The following is a 17,037-nucleotide window of genomic DNA, read 5'->3' as shown; positions in this document are numbered from 1 at the left end:
CCTTACAGCAGCGCCAGTAAAAAGAGTAATTCACCCAGCTCAATCGCCGCCCCGAGAGTATCCCCGGTCTGCCCGCCGAGGGTTCGCTTCAGCGCCCATCCCAGACCCCAGATCAGCACCAGGGTGATCAGCGCGGCGCGCAGGCCCTGCAGCCCCAGCAGGACGGTGGCCAGCGCTACCCCCATCGCCATCGTCACCAGCGTCTGCTGCAGGCTAACTTTGCCAATAAACAGATTGCCCAGCCCCTTTTCCCGCGCGTAGCGATGACGATACATCAGCAGCACCGCCATTCCGCGACCGACGGCGCAGGCCGCCGCCAGCGCGGCGATGGGGTGGGTATCGCGCAGCAGCAGCTCGCCGACCACCAGCACTTTCGCCACCAGCACGAAGATCAGCGCCAGCCCGCCGTGGGTGCCCAGCCGGCTGTCGCGCATGATCTCCAGCATCCGATCGCGGGTGCGGGCGGAGAAGATGCCGTCGCAGGTATCAGCCAGCCCGTCAAGGTGAAATCCGCCGGTGAGCAGCGCCAGCGCCAGCACGCCGAACAGCGCCGCCAGCGGGACGCCGCACCACGGCTGCAGGAGGAGCGCCACCGCGCCGGCGATGGCGCCGAGCAGTAAACCGACCAGCGGAAAGGTGACGATACTGCGCTGGTACTGTTCGATCTCCAGGCCCTGAGATAACCGCGCCGGGACCGGCAGGCGGCTGATAAACGAGAGTGCAGCAAAGAATGACTTAATCACGTGAGGTTGACTCCTGTCGGCGAAAGCAGCGGAAGAGTTCGGTCGCGCCCGGTCAGCACCTGAGTTTGTCTTCTGGCGAATCGATCGTCGGAGAGGTGAGAGGTGTTGAGATATCGCTCTGACGCCGCTGCGTCAGATGCCCGGCCAGGATGAGAGAAACCTTTCCGATATCAATACGTTTTCGCGGGGCAGTATAGCAAAGAGTCGGTGAGGAGAGTCAGTTGCCGGGACAAAGTTTTGCAGAAAAAGAGACGAATGGGGAGGTAGAGCAGAACAGCCCGGCGACGTCGATCGCCGCCGGACCGGCAGGGATTAGCCTTCGACTTTGGCTTCGCCCATCACTTTCAGTTTTTTGGAGATGTCGCGGCGCTCTTTGGACAGCTCGGCATTTTTGATGATGTAATCATCAACGCGATCTTCGTAATCGCTCTTCATGCTGGCGATGATGCCCTGGATAGCTTCCACGCTCATGCCCGGTTTGATGTAGTCGCTGAGGTTGTCCAGCAGCAGAACGCGCTTCTGGTTATCACGGATCTTTTTCTCAACGTCCTGAATTTCACGCTGCAGTTTGTTCTTACGACGGTACAGACGAACAAACTCCAGTACGTCCTGGAAAGAAGGCTTAGTTGTTTCCATTTTTACACCCCTAATAATTGAGATTCGGATTCGTAAAGCGACTGCGTTATAGGGCTAACATAACTGCTAGCAGTCGCTGATGACAATGTTTTTTCCTTTGCGTTTATCATAACCCTAAACGCTGCTGAATCGAAACAACCCATGCAGTTACCCGGTGCATCTGGTGCTTATTTGCGCAACGCGCGGCAGATCAGATGCGACAGCAGCTCCAGCTGACGCGCCAGTTCAATCGAGAGCCAAACATAGCCATGAATTGGGGTTTCCGCCAGGCTGTCGTCACCCTGCTCTTTCATCAGCTGGCGCAGTTCGAGGACGATCTCATTCAGCTTTTCATTGTTGGCGCGCACAGGCTGAGGGTTCCCTTCATACAAGGCGTGGGCGATGGCCAACAGGGTCTGCTGGGTCATCTGCTGCGTCTCCCGCAGGGTGTGCGCATTGAGCATCACAAAATGACCCGGACGGGTGGCCCACCAGGCGTTGATCTGCAGCTCCAGCATGCAGACGAGGTTGCGGCTGACGGTCTGGATAGCCTCGAAGATCGCCTTCTGGATGTGCGTCTCTTTGCTGGCGGGGGTGATCAGCCCGCGCATTTTGACGACGTCGTTCAGCGCCTGTTGGAGATGCTTTTCCAGCCGCGGCCGATCCACCAGATTTGGCGAGAAGCCGGCCTGGTAGAGGCGGTTAAAGTTGGTGACATAGCTGGCCATCTGGATGCGCCAGTGGATGAACGCCCGCTGCGGCCAGATACCGGTAAACAGCATCGCCAGCAGCGAGCCGAAGATCACGTCGCCGCTTCGCCACAGCGCGGTATGCATATCGCCGGGCGGCGCCCCGACCACCACCGACAGGGTAATGCCGATCAGCAGGGCCTGATAGGGTTTCTTGCCCAGCGCCAGCCAGCCGCAGAGGAACATTGCCGCCGCGCACCAGAGGACCATCAGCGGCAGGGAGATGAGCTCAAGCTTCAGCGCCACCAGCCCCAGCGCCGAGCCGAGGATCGTGCCGCCGATGCGCTGAAACGCCCGCGGCACGACGTTGCCCCAGAAGGAGATCGGACCCATCACCACCACCAGGGTGATGAGAGGCCAGGTCCCCTCAGGCACGTTCAGCAGCCGCACCAGCAAAAAAGTGAGCACAAAGGCCAGCGCAATCCGCACGCCATGCACCACCCGATAATGGCGATACAAGCGGATCTCAAATGGCGTGAGTGATTTATCAGCGCGCACAACCCTCTCCGGCAAAACGAAAAGGCCAATTGTAACTGCTTTTTCGCCCGGAGCGTGCCGGGAATGTAAAAATCCTTGTCCGGAACAGGGGTAAACCGCTACGACGCGACGCGCTCAACGGGGACATACATGTCGATATCCCAGTAGCCGTCGTGGTTGCCGTCGTTGAGATAGATCTCAAAACAGGGCCTGGGGGCCACGCGATACGTTGTGCTCTGCAGCAGGCTGTCGAAAAACTGCATCCACGGGGTGGCAAAATCGTAATCCACCACCCGCGCGCGGGCGCAGGCGTAATCCCCGCCGGCAACCGCCGCCAGTATCACCCCTTCGCTGTTGGCGGGAATGACGTAATCCTCGTCAACGGCGACCACGGTGGCGCAGCGCAGTTTTTCCGCCGGCACTTCCTCCGGGTTATCGTAGTAGACGGCAAGCCATTCACGGGCGGGCACCTGATGGTTCTCAACCCACATCATCAGTTGCTCAAACCCCTGCTTGACCGTTTGATCCCAGGGCCCGACCAGATGGAAACCGGCAATGGTTTTCTTGCCGAGGGTGGTGATGCTGTAGTTCATCTTGCCTCCTTTGGAGATAAATGACTGTATGAATATACAGTTAATTTAACAGGAGATCCCCCCTCAGTATGTGCGCGAATTCACAGAGTCGCCATCACACTGCTGAAAAAACAGGCGCCCCGCCAGCAGGAGCGACAGACGAAAAAAAACCGCCTGCAAAGAGGCGGTTATCATGGTTACAGCTCGTGGTGCAGGTAATCGCTCATTCGCGAGAACACCCCGCCTTTATTGATGCTTTCGAGGGTGACCAGCGGATAGTGCCCCACCACCTTGTCGCCGTCATACAGCGAAATCTCGCCGACCCGCTGGTTGGCGGCGATCGGCGCCTCCAGATCCTTCTTATCCAGCACATATTTCGCTTTAATCCGCGACACTTCCGCCTTCGGCAGCGCTAACCAGAAATCCTGATCGGTGCCGAGCTTAATCTGCTCTTTATCGCCGTACCAGATGCGTTCGGTGCCGACCTTCTGGCCTTTCTGCAGCACCTGCACGGTGTCAAAGTTCTGCTGCCCCCAGTGCAGCAGTTTAGCGGCCTGCTGCTCGCGGCCTTTCGGACTGTCCGCCCCCATCACCACGGCGATCAGCCGGCGCTGGCCATCCACCGCCGAGGCGATCAGGTTGAACCCGGCGCCCGAGGTGTGGCCCGTTTTCAGGCCATCGACGTTCATGGTTTTATCCCACAGCAGACCGTTACGGTTTTGCTGGGTGATCCCGTTCCACGTCAGGCTTTTCTGGCTGTACATGTGGTAGACGTCAGGTTCGCCATGAATAATCGCCCGCGACAGCACCGCGAGGTCATAGGCAGAACTGTGCTGGCCCGGGGCGTCGAGGCCGTGGACGGTTTCGAAATGGGTATCCCGCAGGTGCAATTTTTCGACATACTGATTCATCAGGGCGACAAACTGCGGCTGGCCGCCGGCGACATAGTCGGCCAGCGCGACGCAGGCGTCGTTACCGGAGTCGACAATCAGCCCACGGCTGAGGTCGCGGACGCTGACCCGATCCCCTGGTTTTAAGAACATCAGGGATGACCCGTCGAACACCGGGTTGCCCTTCGCCCAGGCGTCTTTACCCACGGTGACGATGTCGTCAAAGGTGATACGATGGCTGTCGATGGCGCGGTCGACCACGTAGCCGGTCATCAGTTTGGTCAGACTGGCAGGATTGCGCTGCTGATGTTCGTTACCCGCGGTCAGGACCTGACCGGTGGTGTAATCCATCAGCACCCAGGAGCCAGCCTGAATAGCCGGTGGCGCGACCGTAGCAGGGAAGTCGACGGCAAATGCGCAGGAAACGCTCGAAGCGAGCAAAGATACAGCAATAAACAAACGGCCTTTCAACGGCATATCCTCTAGATTTACAGATCCGCCGTCCTTTTTACGGAACTTCGCGTTTCATATCAGGGTTTAATTGCAAGAAAATATGACACAGCAGAGGAAGTTGCTTGCCGTTACCCTTCTGATGACCGGGCAAATCGTTTACCATACCGGTCGCACGCCACCACGGATAATGAACAGACTATGCAAGATAGCGTCAACCAGCCCGGATTTTTATTCCACGATTATGAAACCTTCGGCACCAGCCCTTCCCTCGACCGGCCGGCGCAGTTCGCCGCCATCCGCACCGACGCGGAGCTGAACGTGATCGGCGAGCCCGAGGTGTTTTACTGCAAGCCCGCTGACGATTATCTGCCGCAGCCGCAGGCGGTGATGATCACCGGGATCACCCCGCAGGAAGCGCTGGCCAAAGGGGATAATGAGGCCGCGTTTGCCCGCCGCATCCACGATCTGTTCACGGTGCCGCAAACCTGCATCGTCGGCTATAACAACGTGCGCTTTGATGACGAAGTGACGCGGAATATCTTCTATCGCAACTTCTATGACCCTTATGCCTGGAGCTGGCAGCACGATAACTCGCGCTGGGATCTGCTCGACGTGATGCGCGCCTGCTATGCCCTGCGTCCGGAAGGGATCACCTGGCCGGAGAATGACGAGGGTTTGCCCAGCTTCCGGCTTGAACATCTGACCGTCGCCAACGGTATTGAACACCAGAACGCCCATGACGCGATGGCCGATGTGTACGCCACCATCGCCATGGCGAAGCTGGTGAAAACCCGGCAGCCGCGGCTGTTTGATTATCTCTACAGCCACCGCAATAAGCGCAAGCTGGCGACGCTCATCGACGTGCCGCAGATGAAACCGCTGGTGCATGTCTCCGGCATGTTTGGCGCCGCGCGCGGCAACACCAGCCTGGTGGCGCCCCTGGCCTGGCATCCGGAAAACCGCAATGCGGTGATTATGGTCGATCTGGCGGGCGATATGGCGCCGCTGCTGGAGCTCGATGCCGATGCCTTGCGCGAGCGGCTTTACACCCCGCGCGCCGAGCTTGGCGATCTGCCGGCGGCGCCGATCAAGCTGGTGCATCTCAATAAATGTCCGGTGCTGGCTCAGGCCAATACCCTGCGCCCGCTGGATGCCGACCGGCTGGGGATCTCCATTCAGCGCTGTCTGGAGAATGCCCAGCTGCTGCGGGCGAATCCGCAGGTGCGCGAGAAAGTGGTGGCGGTCTATGCCGAAGCCGAGCCGTTCGTGCCGTCCGAAAACGTCGACGCCCAGCTTTACAATGGGTTCTTTAGCGATGCCGACCGCGCGGCGATGAAAATCGTGCTGGAAACCGAACCGCGCAATCTGCCGGCGCTGGATATTACCTTCGCCGATAAGCGTATCGAACGCCTGCTGTTTAACTATCGGGCGCGCAACTTCCCCGGCACGCTCGATGAACATGAGCAGCAGCGCTGGTTAGAGCACCGTCGTCAGGTGTTTACGCCAGAGTTTTTGCAGGCCTATGCCGATGAGCTGCAGATGCTGTATCAACAGTATGCGGATGATAAAGAGAAGCTGGCGCAGCTGAAGGCGCTGTGGCAATACGCACAGGATATTGTCTGATTGGCTGACATTCCCGGGTTGCGGCTAACGCCTTACCCGGGCTACAAACGATGGCTGGACTCGTAGCCCGGGTAAGACGCCTCGCGTCGCCCCCGGGAACGTTGCTTAGCTTTTCGCGCGGCTGGCGATGATTTCATCCGCCACATTACGCGGCGCTTCCGCGTAATGGTGGAACTCCATGCTGTAGGTTGCCCGTCCCTGAGACATCGAGCGCAGCGTGGTGGAATAACCAAACATCTCCGCCAGCGGCACGTCGGCGCGGATGATCTGGCTGCCGAAGCGCTCTTCCATCCCCTGCACCATCCCGCGACGGGAAGAGAGATCGCCCATAATATTCCCGGCGTACTCTTCCGGCGTCTCCACCTCGACGTGCATCACCGGCTCAAGGATCACCGGATCCGCTTTGCGCGCGCCTTCCCGGAAGCCAAAGATCGCCGCCATGCGGAACGCCATCTCCGAGGAGTCCACGTCGTGGTACGACCCGAAGGTCAGGGTCGCTTTCACGTCAACCACCGGATAACCCGCCAGCACGCCGGTGCCCATCGCTTCGCGCAGCCCTTTCTCCACGGAAGGGATGTACTCGCGTGGCACCACGCCGCCTTTGGTGGCGTCCTCGAAGACGAAACCGCTGCCCGGCTCCAGCGGCTCCAGGGTCAGCACGACGTGCCCGTACTGCCCTTTGCCGCCGGACTGGCGCACAAATTTGCCTTCCACGTCCGTCACTTTCTTGCGCAGGGTTTCGCGGTAGGTGACCTGCGGACGACCAATGTTGGCCTCGACGCCAAACTCGCGCTTCATCCGGTCGACAATGATCTCCAGATGCAGCTCGCCCATGCCGGAGATAATCGTCTGGCCAGACTCTTCATCGGTATGTAGACGGAACGACGGATCTTCCGCCGCCAGCCGCTGCAGCGCGATGCCCATTTTCTCCTGATCCGCTTTGGTCTTCGGCTCGATGGCCAGCGAAATCACCGGCTCCGGAAACTCCATCCGTTCGAGGGTAATGATCGCATCCGGATCGCACAGCGTATCACCGGTGGTCACATCCTTCAGACCGACGCAGGCCGCGATATCCCCGGCGTGCAGTTCGTCAACTTCATGGCGGTCGTTGGCCTGCATCAGCACGATACGCCCGATGCGCTCTTTCTTGCCCTTCACCGGGTTCCACACCGCATCGCCTTTCTTCAGCGTCCCGGAGTAGACGCGGATAAAGGTCAGCTGGCCGACGTAGGGGTCGGTCATCAGTTTAAACGCCAGCGCCGACAGCGGCTCATCGTCGCTCGGATGGCGTTCCGCCGGCTGGCCTTTCTCATCAACGCCTTGTATCGCCGGAATATCCAGCGGCGACGGCATCAGCTCCACCACCGCATCGAGCATGCGCTGCACGCCTTTGTTTTTAAAGGCGCTCCCGCAGAGCACCGCCTGGATTTCCCCCTTCACCGTGCGCTGGCGCAGACCGGCAACGATCTCCGCCTCGTCCAGCTCGCCGGTTTCCAGGTATTTATCCATCAGCTCATCGCTGGCTTCCGCCGCCGCCGAGACCATTTTCTCCCGCCACTGCTGCGCCGTCGCCAGCAGATCGTCAGGGACAGGCCCATAGCTGAAGGTCATGCCCTGGGTGGCGTCATCCCACAGGATGGCGCGCATTTTCACCAGATCGACAACGCCGGTGAAATGCTCTTCGGCGCCAATGGGGATCACAATCGGCACCGGGTTAGCCTTCAGACGGTCGATCATCATCTGCACCACGCGGAAGAAGTCCGCGCCGGGGCGGTCCATCTTGTTGACGAAGGCCAGCCGCGGAACGTGGTATTTATTCGCCTGGCGCCAGACGGTCTCCGACTGGGGCTGCACCCCACCGACGGAGTCATACACCATCACCGCGCCGTCGAGCACGCGCATGGAACGTTCCACCTCAATGGTGAAATCCACGTGCCCCGGGGTGTCGATGATATTGATCCGGTGCGGCTCGAAGCTGCGGTCCATACCCGGCCAGAAGCAGCTTACCGCCGCCGAGGTAATGGTGATCCCGCGCTCCTGCTCCTGGGCCATCCAGTCGGTGGTTGCCGCGCCATCGTGTACTTCACCCAGCTTATGGCTCATCCCGGTATAAAACAGGATGCGCTCGGTGGTGGTGGTTTTACCGGCATCGATATGCGCGGAGATACCGATGTTGCGATAACGTTCGAGGGGGATGGGTCGGGGCATGATGCGTCCTTAGTCGTTTTGACTGTCAGTCTGCGGTCGGAATGATCCGCAGTTCATTTAACTGCCGCCTATCATAGTACAACTGTACGAGTATATTCGAACTATTTTTGCTATTATTACGATTGGTCAGGTTGCGGCGGCGCGCGTGGCATCAGAACCGGAGTTTGGGTATAGTAGCCGCCAGCCGCCGATATGGGCTGCGGCTGCCATGCGCCGCGCCACCGCCGACACAGGATTATTATGATCGCCAATCACCCCGAACGAGAACAAATTCGCCTGGAAAATGTCCTTTCCGCGCTCGGTAACCCACTGCGACTGGAGATCATCCGCACGCTGGCCGACGGCAGCGAGCTGAGCTGCAACGCTCTGCGCCAGGAAGAGGTGGCCAAGTCCACCATGACCCACCACTGGCGCGTCCTGCGCGACAGCGGTGTGATCTGGCAACGGCCTCAGGGACGGGAGAACATGATTTCGCTGCGCCGGGAAGATCTGGACGCCCGTTTTCCCGGCCTGCTGGATACGCTGCTGAACGTCATGCAGCAGCCGTGAATCGCTAACCGACAGCCTACTCCTCTCCCGCCAGCCGCTGATACTGCCTGAAACGGGCCCGGGCATCGTCCTCCGTTTTCCGGAACAGCGCGTCCGCCAGATCCGGCGTGGTTTTATGCAGCGCGGCGTAGCGCACCTCGCCGAGCAAAAAGTCGCGGAAACTCTCTTCCGGCTCTTCGGAGTCCAATATAAACGGCGTTTTGCCTTCGGCTTCCCGCTGCGGATGATAGCGCCACAGGTGCCAGTATCCCGCCTCCACCGCCCGCTTCGCCTCGCGCTGACTGCAGCGCATCCCGGCTTTCAGGCCGTGGTTGATACAGGCGGCATAGGCGATCACCAGCGACGGTCCCGGCCAGGCCTCGGCCTCAGCGATGGCCCGCAGGGTCTGATCTTTATCGGCGCCCATGGCGATCTGGGCGACGTAAACATTGCCGTAGCTCATCGCCATCATGCCGAGATCTTTTTTGCGCGTGCGTTTTCCCTGAGCGGCAAATTTGGCGATCGCCGCCACCGGGGTCGATTTGGACGACTGGCCGCCGGTGTTGGAGTAGACCTCGGTATCAAACACCAGAATATTGACGTCTTCCCCACTGGCCAGCACATGATCGAGGCCGCCGAAGCCGATATCGTAGGCCCAGCCGTCGCCGCCGAAGATCCACTGCGAACGCCGGACGAAATAGTCGCGGTTCTGCCAGAGCTGCTCCAGCAGCGGGACGCCCTCTTTTTCCTCCGCCAGCAACGCACTGAGGCGGTCCGCGCGCTCACGGGTCCCCTCCCCCTCATCCTGCTGCGCCAGCCACTGCCGCATCGCGGCGTGAAGCGCGTCGCTGACCGGCAGCGCCAGCGCGGCGGTCATCTCCTCGGCGATCTGTTGGCGGATCGCCTGGCCGCCAAGCATCATGCCGAGACCGAACTCGGCGTTATCCTCAAACAGCGAGTTTGCCCACGCCGGTCCGTGTCCGCGATGGTTGGTGGTATAGGGCATCGAAGGCGCGCTGGCGCCCCAGATCGAAGAGCAGCCGGTGGCGTTGGCGATCAGCATCCGGTCGCCAAACAGCTGGGTGATAAGCCGGGCATAGGGCGTTTCTCCGCAACCCGCGCAGGCGCCGGAAAACTCCAGCAGCGGCGTTTCGAACTGGCTGCCTTTGACCGTCGTTTTGCGAAACGGGTTATCTTTTGGCGCCAGTCCCAGGGCGTAATCCCAGACCGGAGCCATCGCACGCTGGCTGTCGAGGGAGACCATCTGCAGCGCCTTGCCGCGCGACGGGCAGCTCTCCACGCAGTTGCCGCAGCCGGAGCAGTCCAGCGGCGAGATGGCCAGATGATAGTGATAGTCTTTGGCCCCCTGGGCGGGTTTACTCAGCAGCCCGGCGGGAGCCGTGTCCTGCTCTTCAGCGCTCAGTAACGCCGGGCGGATCGCCGCATGCGGGCAGACAAAGGCGCACTGGTTACACTGGGTACAGCCGTCAGGCTGCCAGACCGGCACCTCCAGCGCGATGCCGCGCTTCTCCCAGGCGGCGGTGCCGGAGGGAAAGGTGCCGTCTTCCATCCCGGCGAAGGCGCTCACCGGCAACAGGTCGCCACGCTGGCGGTTCATGGGCTGCAGGATATCGCGGATGAAGTCCGGCATCAGGGCGCTCGCCTGCGGTGCCGGCGCCTCGAGGGTCGCCCAGTGGGCGGGTACCGTCACCCGGTGCAGCGCCGCCATCCCCAGCTCGATAGCCCGCTGGTTCATCTCAATGACGCTCGCCCCTTTGCTGCCATAGCTTTTCTCCACCGCCTGCTTGAGATAGTCTGCCGCCGTTTGCGGATCGATAATCGCCGTCAGCTTAAAGAACGCCGCTTGCATCAGCATGTTAAAGCGCCCACCGAGGCCCAGCTCGCGGGCAATGTCCACCGCATTAAGGGTATAAAAGTCGATCTTTTCCTGCGCCAGATAGCGTCGGACGCTGACCGGCAGGTGCTGCTCCAGCTCTGCCTCGGACCAGCTGCAGTTGAGCAGAAAGGTGCCTCCCGGCTTCAGCCCCTCCAGCAGGTCATAGCGGTCGACATAGGATTGCTGAGAGCAGGCGATAAAATCGGCCCGGTGGATCAGGTAGGGCGAGGTGATCGGCCTGTCGCCAAAGCGCAGGTGCGAAACGGTGATCCCTCCGGACTTTTTCGAGTCGTAGGAAAAGTAGGCCTGGGCGTAGAGTGGCGTGTTATCGCCGATGATCTTGATGGCGCTTTTGTTTGCCCCGACGGTGCCGTCCGAGCCCATGCCCCAGAATTTACAGGCGGTGATCCCGGCATGGGAGACCGCCAGCGGTTCCTGCCGGGCGGGCAGCGAGGTAAAAGTGACATCATCGACAATACCCAGGGTAAAACCGTCCTTCGGCAGCGGCTGCCTGAGGTTGTCAAACACCGCGGCGATATCGTTGGGCAGCACGTCCTTACCGCCGAGCGCGTAGCGGCCGCCGACGATCAGCGGCGCATCGTCGCGTTGATAGAAGGCGTTCTTGACGTCGAGGCACAGCGGTTCCGCCTGCGCCCCCGGCTCTTTGGTACGGTCAAGGACGGCAATACGCTGCACGCTGCCGGGCAGTTGCGCGAAAAAGTGCGCCAGCGAGAACGGCCGATAGAGATGGACGCTGAGCAGCCCCACCTTCTCCCCCGCCGCATTCAGCGTCTCCACCACCTCCTGGACGGTGTCGCACACTGAGCCCATGGCGATAATCACCCGCTCGGCATCCGGCGCGCCGTGGTAATTAAACAGGTGATATTCCCGCCCGGTCAGCGCGGTGATCTTCGCCATATAGCTTTCCACCAGATCGGGCAGCGCGAGGTAGAAGCGGTTACCGGCCTCCCGCTCCTGGAAGTAGATATCCGGATTTTGCGCGGTGCCGCGGATCACCGGATGATCCGGGTGCAGCGCCTGCCGACGAAAGCGCTCCAGCGCCGGCCGGTCCAGCAGCGTCGCCAGTTGCTCATACGCCAGCACCTCAATCTTCTGTATTTCGTGCGAGGTGCGAAAGCCGTCGAAAAAGTTGATAAACGGGATCCGCCCGGCGATCGCCGCCAGGTGCGCCACCGCCGACAGGTCCATCACCTGCTGAACGTTATTCTCCACCAGCATGGCGCAGCCGGTCTGCCGTACCGCCATCACGTCCTGGTGGTCGCCAAAAATATTCAGCGAATTGGTCGCCAGCGCCCGCGCGCTGACGTGAAAAACACCCGGCAGCAGTTCACCGGCAATTTTGTACAAATTGGGGATCATCAGCAGCAGCCCCTGCGACGCGGTGTAGGTGGTGGTGAGCGCTCCCGCCTGCAGCGCGCCGTGCACCGCCCCTGCGGCACCGGCTTCGGATTGCATTTCCATCAGGCGCACCGGCTGGCCAAACAGATTCTTTTTCCCCTTAGCGGCCCATTCATCGACATTTTCAGCCATCGGCGTGGAGGGGGTGATGGGGTAGATGGCCGCCACGTCGGTAAAGGCGTAGGAGATCCAGGCCGCCGCCGTGTTGCCATCCATTGTTTTCATGTTTCCGGACATCGTTCAATCCTCAAAGGTGAGCGTTCTCTTTACCGCGGCAGCCCGCGGCAAACCCTGTCACCTCTCCAAGCACAGCCTGTGCCAGCTCGCGAATTGCCGCCTGTCACTCATCAATTCAACAGGTTAAAGGAAGAAACGCGCAGGCCCGTCCGGCGGGATTGCGGGGAATAAGACACTGTGCGCGACAAGCTGTTGAACAGGTGACAAAGCGCCGCGCCGGGCCCGTGGGGGGAAATTGTTCTGTTTCGCACATTTGGTAGCGTTATTGTGCCGTTTGCTCAGCCTCCCGGCGCGGCTGTTTTACAAAAAACACTTATTTATCAAAGAACTGAGCAAAAATTCGCAGCTGGTACGTTCCCTGCACTTCTCTGCTGGCAAACACTCAACAACAGGAGAAGTCACCATGACCATGCGTCAATGCGCTATCTACGGTAAAGGCGGTATCGGTAAATCCACCACCACCCAGAATCTCGTCGCGGCCCTCGCCGAGATGGGTAAGAAAGTGATGATCGTCGGCTGCGATCCGAAAGCGGATTCCACCCGTCTGATCCTCCACGCTAAAGCCCAGAACACCATCATGGAGATGGCGGCGGAAGTGGGCTCGGTCGAGGATCTGGAGCTCGAAGACGTTCTGCAAATCGGCTATGGCGATGTCCGTTGCGCCGAATCCGGCGGCCCGGAGCCAGGCGTCGGCTGCGCCGGACGCGGGGTGATCACCGCCATCAACTTCCTCGAGGAAGAAGGCGCCTATGAAGAAGATTTGGATTTCGTCTTCTATGACGTCCTCGGCGACGTGGTCTGCGGCGGCTTCGCCATGCCGATCCGCGAAAACAAAGCCCAGGAGATCTACATCGTCTGCTCCGGCGAGATGATGGCGATGTATGCCGCCAACAATATCTCCAAAGGGATCGTGAAGTACGCCAAATCCGGCAAGGTGCGCCTCGGCGGCCTGATCTGTAACTCGCGCAAAACCGACCGGGAAGACGAACTGATCATCGCCCTGGCGGAGAAGCTTGGCACGCAGATGATCCACTTCGTTCCCCGCGACAACATTGTGCAGCGCGCGGAGATCCGCCGGATGACGGTGATCGAGTACGACCCGACCTGTCAGCAGGCCAACGAATATCGTCAACTGGCGCAGAAGATCGTCAATAACACCAAAAAAGTGGTGCCGACGCCGTGCACCATGGACGAGCTGGAATCGCTGCTGATGGAGTTCGGCATCATGGAAGAAGAAGACACCAGCATCATTGGTAAAACCGCCGCTGAAGAAAACGCGGCCTGAGCACAGGATCCTCACCATGACCAACGCAACAGGCGAACGTAACCTTGCGCTCATCCAGGAAGTCCTGGAGGTGTTTCCCGAAACCGCGCGCAAAGAGCGCAGAAAGCACATGATGATCAGCGATCCGCAGATGGAGAGCGTCGGCAAGTGCATTATCTCGAACCGTAAATCGCAGCCCGGGGTGATGACCGTGCGCGGCTGCGCCTATGCGGGCTCGAAAGGGGTGGTGTTTGGGCCAATCAAAGACATGGCCCATATCTCGCACGGCCCCATCGGCTGCGGCCAGTATTCGCGCGCCGGACGGCGCAACTACTATACCGGCGTCAGCGGTGTCGACAGCTTCGGCACCCTGAACTTCACCTCTGATTTTCAGGAGCGCGATATTGTTTTCGGCGGCGATAAAAAGCTGACCAAACTGATCGAAGAGATGGAGCTGCTGTTCCCGCTGACCAAAGGGATCACCATCCAGTCGGAGTGCCCGGTGGGCCTGATCGGCGATGACATCAGCGCCGTGGCCAACGCCAGCAGCAAGGCGCTGGATAAACCGGTGATCCCGGTGCGCTGCGAAGGCTTTCGCGGCGTATCGCAATCGCTGGGCCACCATATCGCCAACGACGTGGTGCGCGACTGGGTGCTGAACAATCGCGAAGGGCAGCCGTTTGCCAGCACCCCGTATGATGTTGCCATCATTGGCGATTACAACATCGGCGGCGACGCCTGGGCCTCGCGCATTCTGCTGGAAGAGATGGGGCTGCGCGTAGTGGCGCAGTGGTCCGGCGACGGCACCCTGGTGGAGATGGAGAACACCCCATTCGTTAAGCTTAACCTCGTCCACTGCTACCGTTCGATGAACTATATCGCCCGCCATATGGAGGAGAAACATCAGATCCCGTGGATGGAATATAACTTCTTCGGCCCGACCAAAATCGCCGAATCGCTGCGCAAGATCGCCGATCAATTTGATGACACCATTCGCGCCAATGCGGAAGCGGTGATCGCCAAATATGAGGGGCAGATGGCGGCCATCATCGCCAAATATCGCCCGCGGCTGGAGGGGCGCAAAGTGCTGCTGTACATGGGGGGGCTGCGGCCGCGCCACGTCATCGGCGCCTATGAGGATCTCGGGATGGAGATCATCGCCGCCGGCTACGAGTTTGCCCATAACGATGATTACGACCGCACCCTGCCGGACCTGAAAGAGGGCACCCTGCTGTTTGACGATGCCAGCAGCTATGAGCTGGAGGCCTTCGTCAAAGCGCTGAAACCTGACCTCATCGGCTCCGGGATCAAAGAGAAATATATCTTCCAGAAAATGGGGGTGCCGTTCCGCCAGATGCACTCCTGGGACTATTCCGGCCCCTATCACGGCTATGACGGCTTCGCCATCTTTGCCCGCGATATGGATATGACCCTGAACAATCCGGCGTGGAACGAACTGACTGCCCCGTGGCTGAAGTCTGCGTGATTGCCCCTTCACTGTCCCGTCAGTCCACCGATTTGTGGCGCGGGAGGAGAACACCATGAGCCAAACGATCGATAAAATTCACAGCTGTTATCCGCTGTTTGAACAGGATGAATACCAGACCCTGTTCCAGAATAAAAAGACCCTTGAAGAGGCGCACGACGCGCAGCGTGTGCAGGAGGTTTTTGCCTGGACCACCACCGCCGAGTATGAAGCGCTGAACTTCCAGCGCGAGGCGCTGACCGTCGACCCGGCCAAAGCCTGCCAGCCGCTCGGCGCCGTACTCTGCGCGCTGGGGTTCGCCGGCACCCTGCCCTACGTGCACGGCTCCCAGGGCTGCGTCGCCTATTTTCGCACCTACTTTAACCGCCATTTTAAAGAGCCGGTCGCCTGCGTCTCCGACTCCATGACCGAGGACGCGGCGGTGTTCGGCGGCAACAACAACATGAATCTGGGCCTGCAGAATGCCAGCGCGCTGTATAAACCCGAGATTATCGCCGTCTCCACCACCTGTATGGCCGAGGTGATCGGCGACGATCTGCAGGCGTTTATCGCCAACGCCAAAAAAGAGGGATTTGTTGACGACAGCATCGCCATTCCTTACGCCCATACCCCCAGCTTTATCGGCAGCCATGTCACCGGCTGGGACAATATGTTCGAAGGGTTTGCGAAGACCTTTACCGCTGACTACGCCGGGCAGCCGGGCAAACAGCAAAAGCTCAATCTGGTGACCGGATTTGAGACCTATCTCGGCAACTTCCGCGTGCTGAAGCGGATGATGGCGCAGATGGATGTCCCGTGCAGCCTGCTCTCCGACCCATCAGAGGTGCTCGACACCCCCGCCGACGGCCATTACCGGATGTACGCCGGCGGCACCAGCCAGCAGGAGATCAAAACCGCGCCGGACGCCATTGACACCCTGCTGCTGCAGCCGTGGCAGCTGGTGAAAAGCAAAAAGGTGGTTCAGGAGATGTGGAACCAGCCCGCCACCGAGGTGGCCGTTCCGCTGGGCCTGGCCGCCACCGACGCCCTGCTGATGACCGTCAGTCAGCTGACCGGCAAACCGATCGCCGACGCTCTGACTCTGGAGCGCGGCCGGCTGGTCGACATGATGCTGGATTCCCACACCTGGCTGCATGGCAAAAAATTCGGCCTCTACGGCGATCCGGATTTCGTGATGGGGCTGACGCGCTTCCTGCTGGAGCTGGGCTGCGAGCCGACGGTGATCCTCAGTCATAACGCCAATAAACGCTGGCAAAAAGCGATGAAGAAAATGCTCGATGCCTCGCCGTACGGTCAGGAAAGCGAAGTGTTCATCAACTGCGACCTGTGGCACTTCCGGTCGCTGATGTTCACCCGTCAGCCGGACTTTATGATCGGTAACTCCTACGGCAAGTTTATCCAGCGCGATACCCTGGCAAAGGGCAAAGCCTTCGAAGTGCCGCTGATCCGTCTGGGCTTTCCGCTGTTCGACCGCCATCATCTGCACCGCCAGACCACCTGGGGCTATGAAGGCGCAATGAACATCGTCACGACGCTGGTGAACGCCGTGCTGGAAAAACTGGACCACGACACCAGCCAGTTGGGCAAAACCGATTACAGCTTCGACCTCGTTCGTTAACCATCAGGCGCCCCGCCGCAGGCGGGGCCAGGAGGGAGTATGCCCATCGTGATTTTCCGTGAGCGCGGCGAGGCGCTGTATGCCTATATCGCCAAACAGGATCTGGAGGCCCGGGTGCTCCAGGTCGAACATGACGAGACGGACCGCTGGGGCGGCGCGATTGCCCTCGAAGGGGGACGTCGCTACTACGTCAATCCGCAGCCGGGGCGACCCGTCTTCCCGATAAGCCTGCGCGCCACTCGCAGCACGCTGCTATAA

13 protein-coding genes are annotated in these 17,037 nt (G+C 60.1%); 6 read left to right on the top strand and 7 right to left on the bottom strand.

All coding sequences use genetic code 11. The features are described 5' to 3' along the window. Positions 1 to 2: 2 nt before the first annotated feature. The 5 genes from cobS to dacD all read right to left on the bottom strand — a co-directional run bounded on the left by cobS (position 3) and on the right by dacD (position 4,517). Positions 3 to 743 carry an adenosylcobinamide-GDP ribazoletransferase gene (gene cobS / locus SP68_RS08505; RefSeq protein WP_008804142.1) on the bottom strand — a complete coding sequence of 247 codons (741 nt, stop codon included), beginning with the start codon at positions 741 to 743 and terminating at the stop codon, positions 3 to 5. Positions 744 to 1,055: 312 nt separating this feature from the next. Then, positions 1,056 to 1,379, bottom strand: a complete 324-nt coding sequence (locus SP68_RS08500; RefSeq protein WP_002911883.1) for a DUF496 family protein — start codon at positions 1,377 to 1,379, stop codon at positions 1,056 to 1,058. Between the two features lie 167 nt (positions 1,380 to 1,546). Beyond that, on the bottom strand, positions 1,547 to 2,605 hold the full coding sequence (locus tag SP68_RS08495) for an FUSC family protein (protein WP_040968709.1): 1,059 nt from the start codon (positions 2,603 to 2,605) through the stop codon (positions 1,547 to 1,549). Between the two features lie 98 nt (positions 2,606 to 2,703). Further along, a complete protein-coding gene (gene sbmC, locus SP68_RS08490; RefSeq protein WP_012967620.1) occupies positions 2,704 to 3,177 on the bottom strand; it encodes a DNA gyrase inhibitor SbmC in 474 nt (157 codons plus the stop codon). A gap of 176 nt (positions 3,178 to 3,353) precedes the next feature. Then, complete coding sequence (dacD, locus tag SP68_RS08485; RefSeq protein ID WP_016161444.1) at positions 3,354 to 4,517, bottom strand: serine-type D-Ala-D-Ala carboxypeptidase DacD; 1,164 nt, start codon at positions 4,515 to 4,517, stop codon at positions 3,354 to 3,356. A gap of 180 nt (positions 4,518 to 4,697) precedes the next feature. Between dacD and sbcB the strand changes: the two genes are divergently transcribed. Continuing rightward, positions 4,698 to 6,122 carry an exodeoxyribonuclease I gene (gene sbcB, locus SP68_RS08480; protein ID WP_023297932.1) on the top strand — a complete coding sequence of 475 codons (1,425 nt, stop codon included), beginning with the start codon at positions 4,698 to 4,700 and terminating at the stop codon, positions 6,120 to 6,122. A 105-nt stretch (positions 6,123 to 6,227) separates the two neighbouring features. On the opposite strand, the gene fusA is transcribed toward sbcB, so the two are convergent. After that, positions 6,228 to 8,330: an elongation factor G gene (gene fusA / locus SP68_RS08475; protein WP_008804137.1), complete on the bottom strand. Its 2,103-nt coding sequence runs from the start codon at positions 8,328 to 8,330 to the stop codon at positions 6,228 to 6,230. A gap of 240 nt (positions 8,331 to 8,570) precedes the next feature. Between fusA and SP68_RS08470 the strand changes: the two genes are divergently transcribed. Next, complete coding sequence (locus SP68_RS08470; protein ID WP_008804136.1) at positions 8,571 to 8,879, top strand: ArsR/SmtB family transcription factor; 309 nt, start codon at positions 8,571 to 8,573, stop codon at positions 8,877 to 8,879. Positions 8,880 to 8,895: 16 nt separating this feature from the next. Here the strand turns inward: SP68_RS08470 and nifJ are convergent, their stop codons facing one another. Then, positions 8,896 to 12,411, bottom strand: coding sequence for a pyruvate:ferredoxin (flavodoxin) oxidoreductase (gene nifJ, locus SP68_RS08465; RefSeq protein WP_040968710.1), 3,516 nt, complete (start codon positions 12,409 to 12,411; stop codon positions 8,896 to 8,898). Positions 12,412 to 12,814: 403 nt separating this feature from the next. On the opposite strand from nifJ, the gene nifH reads away from it, so the two are divergent. The 4 genes from nifH to nifT are packed head-to-tail and all read left to right on the top strand — an operon-like array spanning position 12,815 to position 17,037. Then, positions 12,815 to 13,696, top strand: a complete 882-nt coding sequence (gene nifH / locus SP68_RS08460) for a nitrogenase iron protein (RefSeq protein ID WP_004203553.1) — start codon at positions 12,815 to 12,817, stop codon at positions 13,694 to 13,696. 16 nt (positions 13,697 to 13,712) lie between these two features. Continuing rightward, positions 13,713 to 15,161 carry a nitrogenase molybdenum-iron protein alpha chain gene (nifD, locus tag SP68_RS08455; protein ID WP_012541112.1) on the top strand — a complete coding sequence of 483 codons (1,449 nt, stop codon included), beginning with the start codon at positions 13,713 to 13,715 and terminating at the stop codon, positions 15,159 to 15,161. 55 nt (positions 15,162 to 15,216) lie between these two features. Beyond that, a complete protein-coding gene (gene nifK / locus SP68_RS08450) occupies positions 15,217 to 16,779 on the top strand; it encodes a nitrogenase molybdenum-iron protein subunit beta (RefSeq protein WP_008804133.1) in 1,563 nt (520 codons plus the stop codon). Between the two features lie 39 nt (positions 16,780 to 16,818). Beyond that, positions 16,819 to 17,037: a putative nitrogen fixation protein NifT gene (nifT, locus tag SP68_RS08445; RefSeq protein ID WP_004203557.1), complete on the top strand. Its 219-nt coding sequence runs from the start codon at positions 16,819 to 16,821 to the stop codon at positions 17,035 to 17,037.

It is taken from the genome of Klebsiella variicola (assembly GCF_000828055.2).
Lineage (GTDB): Bacteria > Pseudomonadota > Gammaproteobacteria > Enterobacterales > Enterobacteriaceae > Klebsiella > Klebsiella variicola.
The sequence above is the reverse complement of the archived record's forward strand: the minus strand, read 5'-3'. Positions and strand labels throughout refer to the sequence as shown.